Origin of the sequence: Herbaspirillum sp. UBA812, assembly GCF_002296545.1 — a bacterium.
In the GTDB taxonomy this organism is placed as follows: domain Bacteria; phylum Pseudomonadota; class Gammaproteobacteria; order Burkholderiales; family Burkholderiaceae_D; genus Herbaspirillum; species Herbaspirillum huttiense.
The window spans coordinates 1-15,200 of sequence record NZ_DBIC01000283.1 but is presented as its reverse complement, the minus strand read 5'-3'; the positions used below and the strand labels follow the sequence as shown (position 1 = coordinate 15,200).

The 15,200-nt window shown below is 65.1% G+C and carries 16 protein-coding genes; 6 read left to right on the top strand and 10 right to left on the bottom strand.

The window, feature by feature from the left end; genetic code table 11:
• The 6 genes from B3873_RS19540 to B3873_RS19515 all read left to right on the top strand — a co-directional run.
• Window positions 1–736, top strand: a 736-nt coding sequence (locus B3873_RS19540; RefSeq protein WP_286868399.1) for an FAD-dependent monooxygenase, incomplete at its 5' end; no start/stop codon positions are given.
• Window positions 737–807: 71 nt separating this feature from the next.
• Window positions 808–1,962 (top strand): MFS transporter, encoded by a 1,155-nt coding sequence (locus B3873_RS19535; RefSeq protein WP_286868396.1) that lies wholly within the window; start codon window positions 808–810, stop codon window positions 1,960–1,962.
• A complete protein-coding gene (locus tag B3873_RS19530; protein WP_034331966.1) occupies window positions 1,959–2,774 on the top strand; it encodes a cyclase family protein in 816 nt (271 codons plus the stop codon). Before B3873_RS19535 ends, B3873_RS19530 begins: the two co-directional genes overlap by 4 nt.
• Before the next feature lie 67 nt (window positions 2,775–2,841).
• Window positions 2,842–3,423 (top strand): cupin domain-containing protein, encoded by a 582-nt coding sequence (locus B3873_RS19525; protein ID WP_286868400.1) that lies wholly within the window; start codon window positions 2,842–2,844, stop codon window positions 3,421–3,423.
• 3 nt (window positions 3,424–3,426) lie between these two features.
• Entirely contained in the window at window positions 3,427–4,410 is a 984-nt protein-coding gene (locus B3873_RS19520; protein WP_286868391.1) for a fumarylacetoacetate hydrolase family protein, read from the top strand.
• Complete coding sequence (locus tag B3873_RS19515; RefSeq protein WP_286868388.1) at window positions 4,407–5,405, top strand: NAD-dependent epimerase/dehydratase family protein; 999 nt, start codon at window positions 4,407–4,409, stop codon at window positions 5,403–5,405. The genes B3873_RS19520 and B3873_RS19515 overlap by 4 nt, the downstream gene beginning before the upstream one ends.
• Here the strand turns inward: B3873_RS19515 and B3873_RS19510 are convergent.
• The 10 genes from B3873_RS19510 to B3873_RS19465 form a co-directional block, all read right to left on the bottom strand.
• Window positions 5,372–6,865 carry an EAL domain-containing protein gene (locus tag B3873_RS19510; protein ID WP_286868385.1) on the bottom strand — a complete coding sequence of 498 codons (1,494 nt, stop codon included), beginning with the start codon at window positions 6,863–6,865 and terminating at the stop codon, window positions 5,372–5,374. The two genes, B3873_RS19515 and B3873_RS19510, sit on opposite strands and share 34 nt — an antisense overlap.
• A 275-nt stretch (window positions 6,866–7,140) precedes the next feature.
• Window positions 7,141–7,848, bottom strand: coding sequence for an anti-sigma factor (locus B3873_RS19505; protein WP_286868384.1), 708 nt, complete (start codon window positions 7,846–7,848; stop codon window positions 7,141–7,143).
• Window positions 7,845–8,393, bottom strand: coding sequence for a sigma-70 family RNA polymerase sigma factor (locus B3873_RS19500; protein WP_276841287.1), 549 nt, complete (start codon window positions 8,391–8,393; stop codon window positions 7,845–7,847). Before B3873_RS19500 ends, B3873_RS19505 begins: the two co-directional genes overlap by 4 nt.
• Before the next feature lie 94 nt (window positions 8,394–8,487).
• On the bottom strand, window positions 8,488–9,048 hold the full coding sequence (locus tag B3873_RS19495) for a DUF3455 domain-containing protein (protein WP_039789139.1): 561 nt from the start codon (window positions 9,046–9,048) through the stop codon (window positions 8,488–8,490).
• A 177-nt stretch (window positions 9,049–9,225) separates the two neighbouring features.
• Window positions 9,226–10,278, bottom strand: a complete 1,053-nt coding sequence (locus tag B3873_RS19490; protein ID WP_204724950.1) for an ABC transporter permease — start codon at window positions 10,276–10,278, stop codon at window positions 9,226–9,228.
• Window positions 10,279–10,287: 9 nt separating this feature from the next.
• On the bottom strand, window positions 10,288–11,850 hold the full coding sequence (locus B3873_RS19485; RefSeq protein ID WP_286868379.1) for a sugar ABC transporter ATP-binding protein: 1,563 nt from the start codon (window positions 11,848–11,850) through the stop codon (window positions 10,288–10,290).
• A gap of 90 nt (window positions 11,851–11,940) precedes the next feature.
• The gene (locus B3873_RS19480; RefSeq protein WP_034331985.1) at window positions 11,941–12,948 is read right to left on the bottom strand and encodes a substrate-binding domain-containing protein; all 1,008 of its coding nucleotides are present in this window, start codon (window positions 12,946–12,948) and stop codon (window positions 11,941–11,943) included.
• A 50-nt stretch (window positions 12,949–12,998) separates the two neighbouring features.
• A complete protein-coding gene (locus tag B3873_RS19475) occupies window positions 12,999–14,006 on the bottom strand; it encodes an ABC transporter permease (protein WP_286868375.1) in 1,008 nt (335 codons plus the stop codon).
• A gap of 25 nt (window positions 14,007–14,031) precedes the next feature.
• On the bottom strand, window positions 14,032–14,994 hold the full coding sequence (gene rbsK, locus B3873_RS19470; RefSeq protein WP_286868373.1) for a ribokinase: 963 nt from the start codon (window positions 14,992–14,994) through the stop codon (window positions 14,032–14,034).
• A 2-nt stretch (window positions 14,995–14,996) separates the two neighbouring features.
• On the bottom strand, window positions 14,997–15,200 hold a 204-nt coding region (locus tag B3873_RS19465), incomplete at its 5' end, for an RbsD/FucU domain-containing protein (RefSeq protein WP_286868371.1).

Sequence of the window (15,200 nt, the reverse complement as noted above, 5' to 3'; positions counted from 1 at the left end):
GGCGCTGCGCGAGATCGGCGACGAGGTCGAGGTCGACTTCACCGATGGCCAGACCCGCCGCTATGACCTGGTGATCGGTGCCGATGGCCTCTATTCCAAACTGCGTACTCATCTTTTCCCCAACGCACCCAAGCCGCGCTACAGCGGCCAGGCCGTGTGGCGCGCCATCCTGCCGCGTCCGGCGGAGATCACCACCTGCACCATGTGGATGGGGCCGCAAATCAAGCCCGGCGTCAATCCGGTGTCGAAAGACGAGATGTACCTCTTCGTCACCGAGCCGCGTCCGGTCAACGACCACGTCGATCCAGCCACCTTCGTGGCGCGCCTGCGCGGCCTGCTGGAAGACTTCAGCGCCCCGGTCTTGAAGACCATCCGCGACCAGCTCGACGACAACGCCCGCATCATCTTCCGCCCGCTGGAAGGCTTGCTGCTGCCGCGTCCGTGGTATCAGGGCCGCGTCGTGCTGATCGGTGATGCGGTGCATGCCACCACGCCGCACCTGGCTTCCGGTGCCTGCATCGGCATCGAGGATGCGCTGGTGCTGGCCGACGAACTGGCGCGCAACGGCACCGTAGCGCTGGCCTTGTCGGCCTTCGAGGAACGCCGCTGGGAACGTTGCCGCATGGTGGTGGAGAACTCGGCCCGGCTGGGCGAGATCGAGGTCGGGGGCGGTGACAAGGACGAGCACTCGCGCATCATGCGCGAATCGCACGCGGCGCTGGTCCAGCCGATCTGAGTTTTTTAAACAATATAAAAAATATAAACGATTAACGCTTCAGCAATCTGCGTACGACGCGAGGAGACAAGATGATCACGACCTATTCCAAGCGCGCCCTGGCTGCGCTGATGCTGGCGCACTGCGCCGGCATGATCGACCTGGTCGCGCTGCCGGTCTGGGTTGGCACGCTGGTGGCGCATTACCACTTCGATGCCCGCCAGGCTGGCCTGCTGGCCTCGCTCTTCCTGGGCGGCGCGGTGCTGGCCAGTGCCGTGCTGGCACCCCGTTTCGATCCCGAGACGGCGCGCTGGAAGGCGGCCATCGGCTTCTGCCTCTCGGCCCTGTTGTTCGCCGTGGCGGCGCAGACCCAGCACTACCTGCTGCTGGCCTTGCTGCATGCGGCGTGCGGCATCACCACCGGGCTCTCGCTCAGTGTCACGCATGGCACCATCGCGCGCGGCAGCAATCCGCATCGCGGCTTTGCGCTGGTGGGTATCGCGCTGGGCGTGTTTGCCATCCTGTTCCTGGGCAGTGCACCGCCGATCATCGCCAGCGTGGGTGGTCCTGCCTTGTTCTATCTCTTCGCGGGGGTGATGGCCATGGGTGCGCTGGCTTGTGCCCTGGCGTTTCCCCGTCCGGAGACGGATGGCCTGCCGCGTGTCGCCAAGCCGCGCGAGCCGGTGCCGCGCCAGGTCTGGTATGGCATTGCCGGCATCGCCTGCATGGGGCTGGTGCAATCGATGACGTTCAGTTTCCTGGAACGTGTGGGCAGTGATCGCGGCTTCGGGCTGGAAGCGGTCACCGGTGTGCTCATCGCGCTGGGCTTCGTCAACCTGCTGCCCGCACCGCTGGCCGCTCTGCTGGAGAAACGGCTGCCCGCCCGCAGCGTGCTGATGGCCGGTCCGCTGGTGCAGGCGCTGCTGGTGGTGGTGATCATGAGTTCGTTGCGTTTTGCACCTTATGCGGCGGCGGCTTCGGTGTTTGCTGCCGTGATGATCTTCACGCATACCTTCGCCTTCGGCCTCATGGCCCGTCTGGACCGCAGCGGCCGCGCCATGGCTGCCACTCCCGCCATGCTGATGACGGGTGCGGCCATCGGCCCCATCCTCGGTGGCACGCTGGTGCAGGGCTGGGGCTATGGCAGCCTGGGTCCGGTGGCGGTGGTGCTGGGCGTGGGCGCATCGATCTGTTTCTCGCGGCTGCCGCGTGCAGTCGCCGTTCAACCTCAAGAGGCTCTGGCATGACCGCATCCCTGCAGACGCGTCGCCGTCATCGTTTCGTCGACCTGTCCATCTATCTTGAAAACGACGTGCTCTCCGACCCGCCCCCGCTGGCCCCGAAGATCACTTACCAGAAGCATGCCGACACCCTGCCCGAATTCATGGCCATGCTGCCCGGCACGCAGCCCGAGGATTATCCCGATGGCGAGGCCGCAGCGGCCGAGTGGGTCACGCTGACCACGCACAACGGCACGCATCTGGATGCTCCGTGGCATTTCCATTCCACGCAGGATGCAAAGAATGGCGGCGCGCGCCCCTCCATCACCATCGATGAAGTGCCGCTGGAATGGTGCTTTCAGGCTGGCGTGAAACTGGACTTCCGTCACTTCCCCGATGGTTATGTGGCCACCGCCGCCGATGTGGAAGCCGAACTCAAGCGCATCGGCCACGTGCTGCAGCCACTCGACATCGTCGTGGTCAACACCCGCGCCGGCTCGCGCTACGGTCACCGTGACTATCTCGGTGCCGGCTGCGGCATGGGTTACGAAGCCACCATGTACCTGCTCGAACGCGGCGTGCGCCTGACCGGCACCGATGCCTGGAGCTGGGACGCACCGTTCTCCTATACCGCGCAACGGGTAGCCGAGACCGGCGACAAGTCCCTGATCTGGGAAGGCCACAAGGCCGGCCGCGACATCGGCTACTGCCACCTGGAAAAACTGCACAACCTCGAAGCCTTGCCGGCGCATGGCTTCACCATCAGCTGCTTCCCGCACAAGATCCGTGGCGCCAGTGCCGGCTGGACGCGCGCGGTCGCGATCTTCGACGAAACCTGATGCCCCGCTGCCGCACAGGCCGCCATCAACAGATTCAAGCAATGCAAGCGATTCAACGGAGCCCATGATGTCCTTCCCCCCGATACACCGCGTCGTCACCGGCCACGATGCGCAAGGCCGATCCATCATCAGCAGCGACGGTCCGCTGCCGACCGTGGTCGAAGTGGCCGCCATTCCCGGTACGCTGTTCCATGAAGTCTGGAGCACCAGCGCCACGCCCGCGCGCGTGGACAATGGCCTTGATCCCAGCTTGGGAGCACTGGTGCTGTCGCCTCCGGAGCGCGGCACGCGCATGCGCTTCGTCGACATCCCGCCCGACACCGAGGAGTTTCTCGCCAGCGCCAACAGCAAGATGCACGAGGCCTTCAGCCAGATCGGCGAAGCTTCGGCATCCACCGTGCAGACCGACTCGCCCCATCCGCTCATGCATCGCACGGAATCAGTGGACTACGGCATCGTCATCGACGGCGAGATGACGCTGGTGCTGGATCGTGGCGAAGTCGCCCTGAAACCCGGCAGCGTGGTCGTGCAACGTGGCACCAATCACGCCTGGGCCAATCGCTCCGGCAAGCCTTGCCGCATGCTGTTCATCCTGGTCGATGGCGAGTATGACCCGGCCATTGCCGCCCAACTCGCCAAGGGAGCGTAAGCCATGAAGTTCGCCACTCTGCGCGACGGCACGCCTGATGGCGCGCTGGTACTGGTCGCGCGCAATGCCGCCACCGCCTTGCCGGTGCCGCGGATCGCGCGTACCCTGATCGATGCGCTGGCGCGCTGGGACGAGGTCACGCCCGCCCTGGCCGAGCGCTATCAGGCCCTCAATGAAGGCCGTGCCGATGGTGCCATCGCCTTCGATGCGCAGCTGTGCATGGCGCCGCTGCCGCGCGCACCGCAATGGCTGGACGCGTCCGCCTTCCTCAATCACGGACGCCTGATGGAAGAAGCCTTCAAGACACCGCCGATTCCGTATTTCGATACCGTGCCCGTGATGTACCAGGGGGCCAGCGATGATCTCCTCGGACCGCATCAGGACGTGCCGCTGCGTTCGGAGGCCGAAGGCATCGATTTCGAAGGCGAGTTCGGTGTGGTGGTCGGGCCGGTCGCCATGGGTGCGACACCGGACGAAGCCCTGCAGGCCGTGCGCCTGGTGGTGCAGCTCAATGACTGGAGCCTGCGCGCACTGGGTCCGCATGAGATGAAGACCGGTTTCGGCTTCCTGCAGGCCAAGCCCTCGACGGCCTTTGCCCCGATTGCCGTCACCCCCGATGAACTCGGCGATGCCTGGCGCGATGGCCGCGTGCAGATGCGCTTGCAGGTGCAATGGAATGGCGCGCGCTTTGGCGAACCGCACGGCGGTGAAATGAATTTTTCCTTCGGACAGCTGATCGCGCATGCGGCGCACAGCCGTCGCCTCACCGCGGGCTGCATCATTGGCTCGGGTACGGTCTCCAACGTGGCGCGCGCGGCCGGTTCAGCCTGCATCGCCGAACGGCGCGTGATCGAGAAGATCGATCACGGCGAGATCCGTACCGGCTTCATGCACTTCGGCGATGAGGTGCGCATGCAGGCGCATTACGAGGATGGCCGTCCCGGTCCCTTCGGTATCGTTCAGCAACGCGTGGTGCAGGCAGCATGAGGGTCCTGGTCACCGGCGCGGGCGGCTTCATCGGCGCGATCCTGCTGCAGCTGCTGCAGCAGGTGGGGCAGGTCGGCCAACAGCGTATTACGCGGCTGGCGGCGATGGATCGCACCTTGCCTTTGCTGCCCGAGTCCGTCGAATGCATCGAGGGTGAATTGCAGGATGCGCAGGTGCAGTCACGCCTGGCACGGTTCGGTGCCGATCTCTGCTTTCATCTGGCAGCGGTGCCGGGCGGTGCGGCCGAAGCCGATCCGGCCTTGAGTCGCCGCGTCAATCTGGATGCCACGCTGGATCTGTTCAACTTGCTGGCCGAAGGCAGGGCAACGGGGAGTGCGCCGCCGGTGGTGGTGTATGCCAGCACTATCGCGGTGTATGGGACGCCCTTGCCGGACCCGGTCACCCCGGCCACGCCCACGCGTCCGGCGCTGATCTATGGTGCGCACAAGCGGGCTTGCGAAATCCTGCTGGCCGATGCCACGCGCCGTGGTGTGCTTGATGGCCGTTCGCTGCGGCTGCCGGGCATCGTGGCGCGTCCGCGTGCTGCCTCTGGATTGGTCTCGGCCTTCATGAGCGAGCTGTTGCATGCGCTGGCGGCGGGCGAGTTCGTGACGCTGCCGGTCGGACCGCAGGCCACTGCGTGGTGGATGTCGGCACAACGTTGTGCGGAGAACCTGCTGCATGCGGCGGTCATGGATCCGTTGCTGGATACCGAGGGCCACATGGAACGCACCTGGGCCTTGCCCGTATTGCGGCTATCCATGCAGGAAGTGGTCGCAACGCTCTCGGCCTTGTATCGCGTGGATGGACATGCCCTTGTGCGCTATGCCCCGCAAGAGCCGGTGGAGGCGGTGTTTGGCCGCTATCCCGAACTTGATGACCGCATCGCGCGCCGACTTGGCTTGCGTGATGATGGTACGGCGGCGGAGTTGGTGCAGAGGGCGTTGGCACCCTATGCCATTCAGGCGGCCAACCCGAACTCCTCCAGCGTATAAGGCTGCCGCTGCTGCAGCACTTCGCGCAATTCCATCGCCTTGCTGAACAGCCAGCCCTGCGCATGAATCTGCGGTGCGATGCTGCGTATGAGCTGCAATTGCTCTTCCGTCTCGATGCCCTCGATGACCACCTTCAGCTCCAGCTCGGTGGCCAGGCGCAGCAGGTTGGGGACCACCGAGCGCAGCGGTGAACCGGTGCTCAAGGCACTGGTGAAAAGCCGGTCGATCTTGATGCCGTCGAACTGCGCATAGGACAGATGCGACAGATTGGCACTGCCGGTACCGAAGTCATCGATCCAGATCGCAAAGCCCGCCTGGCGCAACAGCTCGATGTTCTGTGTGAAAGTGGCCGAACGGATGTCGGCACGCTCGGTGACTTCCAGATGCAATTGCGGACGCAGGCCCGGCGTGGCCGCCGTCAGTTCGAGCGCGAACTCGATGAAGTCCGCATCCTCGATGTCGGCCACCTCGGTATTGACCGCCAGCACCAGCATCGGATCGGCCTGCAGCAGATCCTGCATCTCGCGCAGCGCACGCGCCAGTACCACCTTCGCGAGCGCCGTGCTGAGCCGGTTTTGCGCCGCCAGCGGGACGAAGATGTCCGGGCCGATCTCGGGTTCATCCGCCGGGCGCCAGCGCGCCAGCGCTTCGTATCCCTTCAGGCTCAGGTCGCGCACGCAGACGATGGGCTGGTACAGCAGCACGATCTCGTCATTGGCGATGCCCTCGCGCAGCTTCTCCACCACACCCTGATTGCGGCGCAGGCGCAGATGCATCAGGTAGGCCAGCGCACCCAGCAGGAAACTGCCCGCCAGCAGCGCCACAAAACTCAAGGGCTGGGCCAGCGCAAACCAGTGCAGGCGCGCGCTCGCCTGGGCGCACAGGGCCATGTCGCGGCTGCATTCGGTGATGTCGATGCCGGGCAGCAGGTCCATCGCGCCGGCCGGGTTGTAGCGCAGGCCGTCGCGCTCGGCATAGGTGTACGTGCCATTGCCGTTGGTGATGCGCAGCGTCACATCCTGATAGAAACGATTGAGATCGAAGGTCGAGGGCGAGGCGATGGCCAGGCTGCGGTTCAGGGCCACCAGGTTGCTCTGGTAATGCGTCTGCAGCACTTCCTGATGGCTCCACACGCTGAAGCCGCCGCGCGCATGATAGTGCGGTTCAGGCAGGCGGGTGAGCTTGTCCAGTTTGCCCCACAGCGCCGTACAACGCACCACGCCCTGCTCGATGCGGCCCAGGTCGGCCACATAGCTGTTGGCATAGGTGATGTTGCGCAGGATGGTGAGGTCGCCCTCCGAGCACATCTCGAAGGGACTCGCTTCGGCCCGGCGCAGCGCATCGGCGGTGGCGCGTCCGGCGTCTTCCGCACGCTGCAAGGCCTGCATCGACGAGGCGTCGATGTGGCGGATCTCCGAAATGGTCAGCGCGAGCTGCGCCAGGAAGACGCCTCCGAGCATGCTGGTGCAGGCCCAGAGGAGATTTTTCCAGGAGGAAACGCGCCGGAAGACTTTGCGATTCATTGCTGAGACAGTAATTATTTCGCGCAAGCTTAATTTAAAACCGCGTCTCATTATTCGGTTTTTTTCGTTGGCGATTGTTTTGCATCGTGTTTTGCGGCGATTTCCCAGCGCGCGGTAGAAACGCGCATCGCAAGTGATGCGCGCCATCCACGAATCTCGCCAGTCCTCGCTGCCACGCGGATTGGCTCACGCCATGCGCCATCGCGCCGGTCTCAGGAAGTGACCTTGACCGCGCGGCCGATGTAGAGGATGGGGCCGGTCGGACGGCCCGTCGGCGAGCCGGTACCCGGCTCCAGGGTGATCTCGAAGAGCTGGTCCGGCTGCAGCGGTGGCAGCTTGTCCAGCGGGACTTCCTGGGTCTTGCCAGGCTTGACGATGCCCAGCGAGACCGGGCCGTTCCAGTTGGCCCCCTTGGTCCAGAATTGCAGCGCCTTCTCCTGCGGCACGGTGGCCACGCCCAGAGGGATCAGGTTGAGGCGGCCGCTGCCACCGGTCTGTACCACCCAGCCGGGGGCCTTGTCCTGCGGCGCGACCAGCACCACCATGTAGGCCGGCGCACGGGCGGGCGGCTCGGCACGCAGCATGAGCACGGCCAGCAGCACCGAGCAGGCCAGCGCCGCGCCGGTACTCCAGCGCCAGAATTGCACGCTCTCCCACCATGCATGCCAGCCGCCACGCTGACGTACCGGGGCCGGCATGGGCAGGCTGCGCTCGATGCGCTGCCACAGGCTGGCCGATGGCAGCACCGGCTCGGCCAGTGCGGTCAGGGGATGCAGCTTGGTTTCCCATTCATCGACGGCGGCACGCAGTGCGCCGTCCGTGGCCAGGCGCTGCTCCACCGCCTGGCGCTGGGCGTGCGGCAGCGTGCCCAGCACGTACTGGGCCGCCAGCCATTGCAGTTCATCGTGTGATGCATTCATCCGATACACTCCCGCAGCGCGGCCAGGCCGCGCTTGATCCATGCCTTCACCGATCCCAGCGGCGCTTGCAGGCGCTCGGCGATTTCGCCATGGGTGCAGCCATCGACATAGGCGTAGACGATGCTGGCGCGTTTGGCATCGCTCAACTGGCCCAGGCACTCGTCCAGCCGGCCGAGGTCGGCTTGCCACTCGGGTGCATCCACGGCGGGCTCGGCGCGGTCGGCCAGTTCTTCCAGGTCATCACCGGCGGAGACTTCGTGCTGCATGGCGCGGATGCGATTGAGGGCCGTATGGCGTACTACCGTGTAGATCCACCCGCGTGCCGCTCCGCGCGCCGGGTCGAAGCTGGCGGCGCGGTTCCACAGATTGAGGAAGGCGTCATGCAGGACGTCCTCGGCCAGTGCGCGATCACGCACGATGCGCAAGGCCACCCCCAGCAGATAGCGGCCCTCGTGTTCGTAAAGCGCCTGCAATGCACGGCGCTCGCCGCGCGCGCAGGCCAGCAGGGCGGCTTCATGATCGAAGGAGGCGGGGACGTCAGTCACGCGAAATCAGGCTCCGGTCGCAGGTTGCCCGGCCGGAACGTCCGGCCGGGGTGACCTGGATTATAGCGAGGTTATGGCGTGGATTACGCTCGCATCAGGAAGCCTTCCAGAAGATATAGTCGGCCTGATAGCCCACCTTCTGCTTGGCACCCGCCGAACCCATGTCGCAGCGATCAGCCGGCGCCACGCCACCCTTGGTGGCGACGCGCTGGATATAGGTCGTCTGCGTCATCGCTCCCATGCCGGTAGCCGGATTGGCCTTGACCAGCTGATGCGGGATATTGCCGGTGCCAGCCGGGGCCACCGCGACCTGCGCACCGGTCACCTTGGAACCGTCGCTGCTCTCCCAGGTGGCCGGCGGGCCGTAGTAGCGGCCGACCTGCATGCCGCTGCGATCCTTGAGCACGGCATCGGGGCCGACGAAGGTCCATTCGAACTGGCCGGGCATGTCCTTCTTGGCGCGGCATTCATAGAGGATCTCACCCACGCCCACGGTCTGCAGCACGACCTTGTTGCCGGCCGGGACCTTGACGGCGTCCGGCAGGCTGTCCTGCGAATACATGGTCGACATGGGCGCGCAGGCCGCCAGCGTGAGGGCCGCGGCCAGGGGCAGGGCGATACGGAGGGAACGGGTAGACAGGATGGCAGTTTGCATGATGGGCTCCTTGTTTCTTGAAATGGATGGTTGTCTCGTGCAGCCCGCCGCCGCATGCGCGACAACGGGGCTGACATGAGGTACTACCCGCGAGGAACCGATCTGGATGCAGTGATTTGAAAATATTTTTTAAAAAAGATGGGCGCGAGAATTGGTGAGTATTTTTAACGGGAAATTCTACTTCTCCCGCCGCAGCGCGAACACCGCACCCGCCAGCACGATGAAGCCGCCGATGATGGCTTTCTGCCAGGTACTGGGCACGCCGGCCAGGATCAGCACGTTGTTGATCAGGGTCACCAGCAGCACGCCCAGCAGGGTACCCACCACACTGCCATGGCCGCCCGTGATGCGCGCACCGCCCAGGACCACGGCGGCGATCACATCCAGCTCGCTGCCCACCAGGTCGAAGGGATTGGCCAGGCGCGTGCTGGAGACGTGCACGATGCCCGCGAGTCCGGACAGGAAACCGGCATAGCCGAACACGAACAGATGCACCGAACGCAATTTGTAGCCCAGCCGTTCGGCGATGGCCAGGCTGCCGCCCACGGCGTAGACAGCGCGCCCCATCAGGGTCTTGTTGAGCAGCCACCAGGTCAGCGCACTGGCCAGCACCAGCACCAGCACGGTGGCGGGCAGCACGGCGTGCAGGCCGCTGGCCGTGTCATGCCGCGCCAGGGCCAGCTTGCCGAACTGGTCCATGGCATGCGGCACGTTCATGAAGAACACGGTCCCGACGAAGGTCAGCAGGATGCCGCGATAGAGATACTGGGTACCGATGGTGACGATCAGCGAGGGCGCCTTGAGCCAGTCCACCAGCAGCCCGTTGAGCACACCCAGCGCGGTGCCGCCGACCGCACCGGCCAGCAGGATGACGGCGATGTGCGTCTCCGGGAAATACGTCATCACCACCTTGGTGATGGAATACATGGTGAGCGCCGCGATGGCCGCGAAGGAGACGTCGATGCCACCGGCGGCCAGCACGATCATCACGCCCAGCGCAAACAGGCCCAGCGTGGTGCAGGCGCGCACGATGTCGAACAGCACCGCCAGCTGGAAGAAGGCGGGATTGATCAGGGCCACCGTCACCACCACCAGCAGGATCAGGACGAAGGTGAACAGAGAAGGGTTTTTCTTGAGCAGCGCGCCCAGGCTGGCAGCCGCGCTGCGCGGGGGCAGGGCGGGACTGGTGTCGGTGTGGGCGTTCTGGCGGGTCAAAGTACTTGCATCCATGCTCGGTTCTCAATGTTCGTGGCTTTGTTCGGAGACCAGGTCGTGCGCGAGGTCGCTCTCGGACAAGCCCTCCACCTCGAAGCAGCGCACGATGCGTCCGCGCTTCATCAGCAGCAGGTTGTCGCAGTTCTGCAGCAGCTCGGGCAGGTCGTCGCTGATGAGGATGACGCCCATGCCCTGTTTTGCCAGGTCCTGGATGATGCGGTAGATGATGTCCTTGGAACCCACATCCACGCCCACCGTCGGCCCGTGCAGGATCAGCACGCGCGGATTGATGGCCAGCCAGCGGCCGATCAGCACGCGCTGCTGGTTGCCGCCGGAGAGCGACTGCACCGGACGATCCACATCCGGGGTGGCGATCTGCAATTGCCTGACCGTGTCCACCGAGAAGCGCTGGCAGGCCGCCGCATCGAGTGCGCCGAACTTGCCGCGCATCTTGCGCAGGATGGTGGTGATGATGTTGTCGCGAATCGATTTGTCGAGGAACAGGCCTTCGCTGATGCGATCCTCGGGTACGTAGCCGATGCCATGCGTGATCGCATCGCCGGGCGCGCGCAGCGACAGTCGCTGTCCGTCCAGCACGATCTGTCCGCCATGCGCCGGTTCGACCCCGGCCAGCGCCAGCGCCAGTTCATTGCGGCCCGAATCGAGCAGGCCGGTGATGCCCAGGATCTCGCCTTCATGCAAGGTGAAGCTGACGTCCTCGAAGGCGGCGCGGCGCGTGAGGGCCGTGACTTCCAGGCGGGCCTTCTGCAATTGGGCGTCGACGCGATAGCGCTCCTCGCTCAACTGCTTGCCGGTCATCAGCTGGCCCAGCTGGGCCTTGGTGAAGGTCTGGATCGGTCCTTGCGCGACTTTTTCTCCATCGCGGAAAACGATGGCCTGGCCGCCGATGGCAAAGCATTCATCGAGCTTGTGGCTCACGAACAGCACCGCCACGCCATTGGCGCGCAGGCCGTTGATGACCTTGACCAGCGCATCGACTTCCTTCTGGGTGAGCGAGGTAGTCGGTTCATCCATGATCACCATGCGCGCGCTGGTGGCAATCGCGCGGGCGATGGCGATCAACTGGCGGGTGGCGATGGGCAGCTCGTCCACGCACGTATCGAGAAACGCCGCCGTGGCCGGCAGATTGACCGCGCGCAGTGCGCGCGCCGCCGTGTCGTTGAGGGCGCCGCGATCAAACAGGCGTGCCAGCCGGCCCTGATGGCGCACCAGCTGGGCGCTCAGGGCAACGTTCTCGGCCACGCTCATGTTGGGCAGCAGCGAGAGATCCTGATACACCGTCTCGATGCCCAGCGACAGCGAGGCCAGCGGCGTGAGTTCGGCCACGCGTTCGCCCTGGATGAAGATTTCTCCTTCGCTGGGCGGCTGGGCCCCGGCGATGATCTTGATCATGGTGCTCTTGCCGCAGCCGTTCTCGCCCAGCAGGTGATAGATCTCGCCGGCGTGGATGGTGAGATCGATGCCGCGCAGGGCGTGCACCCCGGCAAAGCGCTTGTGGATGCCCTGCAGCCGCAGGAATTCCTGGGCAGGCGCACCGTCGGGGCGGGAAGTGTCTTGAGTGCTCATAGTCCAACGCGATGACGAAGGAGATCCGCCGTGGCCGGGATGATGATGCGGGCGCGCGGCGGATGTCCGGTGGGTCTGATCAGGCCGCGATCAGAACGCGTACTGCTTGTAGTTCTTCTTGTCCACTTCGACCCAGGCCTGGCCGGTGACGATCACGCCCACGCCCGGCCCCTTCTTGACGCTGACCTTGTTGTAGCCGGGAATGCCCAGGTCCATGCCGTCGGTGATCTTCTTGCCCTGCACCAGCATCATGGCGGCCTTGTTCATGGCCAGGCCGGCATCCTTCGGATCCCAGAAGGCGATGCCACCCACGGCACCCGACTCCAGGAACTTGGCCGCTTCGCTCGGCAGGCCGGTGCCATAGACACAGACCTTGCCCTGCAGGCCGGCTTCTTCCACGGCGCGGCCGATACCCAGCACGTCGAGCGACGACGAACCCTGGAAGCCCTTGATGTCAGGATGCTTGCGCAGGATTTCCTTGGCCTTGGCGTAGGCCTTCTCGGCATCGTTGGCCGATTCGTTCTTGGCATCCACCAGGGTCATCTTGGGATACTTCTTGGCGGCATTGGAAGCGCCGCCATCGGCCCACTGCACTTGCGACTGGCTGCCCAGCGAACCGACCAGCGACGACCACTTGCCGGTCTCGCCCATGCAGGCGGCCAGGCGGTCATTCAGGCGTGCGCCATAGGCGGTGTTGTCGAAGGCTTCGATATCGACCAGGGTGTTCTTCTGGTTGTCGGCTTCATGGGTGACCACCTTGATGCCGCGATCCAGGGCGCGCTTCAAGACCGGCTCCAGGGTCGGCGGATCCATCGACACCACGGCGATGGCATCGACCTTCTTGGCCACCAGGTCTTCCACCAGGCGTTGCTGCTGGGCTGCATCCGATTGGGCCGGGCCGATCTGGCGCGTGGTCACGCCGGGATTGGCGGCAGCGAATTCCTTGACGCCCACTTCCATGCGGTTGAACCAGCTGATGCCGGTGATCTTGACCACGGTGACGATATCGATGGGTTTGTTCTGCGCCTGCAGCGCGCTGGCAAAGCCGATGGCTGCCAGAGCCGAACCCAGTACGCAAGCCGATTTCTTGTTCATCATGTCTCCAGTTTCCCCACTATGTGGATGGATCTTGACAGGCGGGGTGCTGTTCAAGACTTGCGCAATTGCGCCTTTGAATTCGGGAAAAAATCACGCCAGCTGACCCGCGCCGAGGCCAGGAAGCACAGCAGCAGCAAGCCCCAGGCGCAGTCGCGGAAGAAGTTGGAAATCTCCAGCAGGTTGAAGGTCGATGACAGCAACTGCAGCGCCAGCGCCGAGAAGAACAGGCAGACCATGCGCCCGTAGCCGCCCTGCGGACGGATGCCGGCCATCACCGCGATCAGGATGGCGATGAGCAGGTAGGAGTTGCCATAGTCGGCCTTCACGCTGGCAGTGCGTGCGGCGATGATGACGCCGGCCACCGAGGCCAGCACGCCGCTCAAGGTGTAGGTGGCAAAGCGCAGGCGATTCTGCGAGATGCCCGCGTAACGTGCTGCGCGCGCATTGGTGCCCAGCAGGTAGAGCTTGATGCCGAACAGGCTGTAGCGCATCAGCCAGCCCACGCCCAGCAGCAGCGCGACGAAGATGATGAAGGGGATGGGCACGCCCAGCAACGATTCATTGCCGATGGCCGAGATCGGATCGACCACGCTGATGCGCAGGCTGGAGCCATTGGTCAGCACCACGGCCAGTCCGGTGAAGATCATCTGCGTGCCCAGCGTGCAGAGAATCGGCGTCAGATTGCCGCGCGAAATCAGCCAGCCGTTGAGTGCACCGCCCACCAGTCCGGTGACCAGCGCCACCGCGATGAAGCCCAGGGTATAGGTCCACGGTGCCGCATCGGGCGCGGCCACCAGCAACGGCATGGTGGCTGCGGCCACGACCCCGGCCAGATTGGCCAGGCCGATGCCGGAAAGATCAATGCCGCCATTGCCCGAGATCATCGCCAGCGCCACGCCGATGGCCAGCAGGCCCAGTTCAGGCAACTGGCTGGCCATGGACTGGAAGTTGTAGAGGTCCAGGAAGTCGCCGCGCGAGAACACGGTGGCCACCAGCAGGATGGCCAGGTTGATGACCAGCAGGAACAGCAGTTGCGGGTCGGAGATCTTCAGTTTCATGGTCGGTTCACCTTGCGGGAGAATGTCATTGCGCCTGCGCCAGCGCGCCGGCGTTGGCCTGCAGCAGCGCCAGCGCTTCCTGGCGGCTGGGCATGGACGGGGCGGTGCCGGGCCGGGTGACCGAAATGGCCGCCACCGCCGTGGCCAGCCGTGCGGCCTGTTCTGCGCTCATGCCTTCGGCCAGTCCGGCGGCGAAGGCGCCGTTGAAGGCGTCGCCCGCACCGGCGGTCTCCACCACGGTGCCTGCGCACAGGGCCGGCAGATGCAGCGATTGCGAGCGGCTGTGCAGCAAGGCACCCTGCGCGCCCAGCGTGATGAGGGCGCAGCCCACGCCGCGTTCCAGCAGCACGTCGGCAGCACGGCGGGCATCGTCGACGGTGTGGATTTCGATACCGGTCAGCAGTGCCGCTTCATGTTCATTCGGTGTGATGAAATCGCACAGGCCATAGATCTGCGGCGGGAAGTCCAGCGCCGGTGCCGGGTTGAAGACGGTGGTGGTGCCCGCCGCCCGGGCGATCTGCAGGCCGGTGAGCGCAGCCTCGGGCGGCTGTTCCAGCTGGGTGACGAAGACACTGGCCGCTTCGATGGCCTGGTGTTCGCGTTCCACATCCTCGGTGGACAGTTGCGAGGCGGCACCCGGCACCACGATGATGGCATTGTCGCCGCTGGCATCGTTGACGTAGATGAAGGCCGCCCCGGTGGGTGCATCCTCGATCACGCGCACGTGCGGCGCGATGGTTTCCTGACGCCACAGCGAAAGCGCGAAATCACCGAAGGAATCCTTGCCGATGGCCGAGATGAAGCGCACCGGCGCACCGACGCGCGCAGCGGCCACGGCCTGGTTGGAGCCCTTGCCGCCGGGCCCCATGGCGAAGCCGGTGCCGGCGATGGTCTGGCCCAGTCCGGGCATGCCCGGTGCGCGGAAAGCGAGGTCGGCCACGTAGATGCCCAGCACGGCCACGCCGGTCTTGTGCGAGAGGGAAGTCATGCTCACGCCTCCGGTGGCAACACACCTTTTTTGAGCAGGAAGCAGCCGTAGAAGCGGCGCTCGCCGGTGGCGATCACGCAATACGCTTTCTTGGCTGCTTCGTAGAAGGCGAAGCGCTCGATGGACCCGAGCGGACGTTCGCGGCCTTCAGCCTGGTTGACTTCCTGTTGCAGTTCCTGCTGTACCGGCGGGAGGGGGGCGGGGTG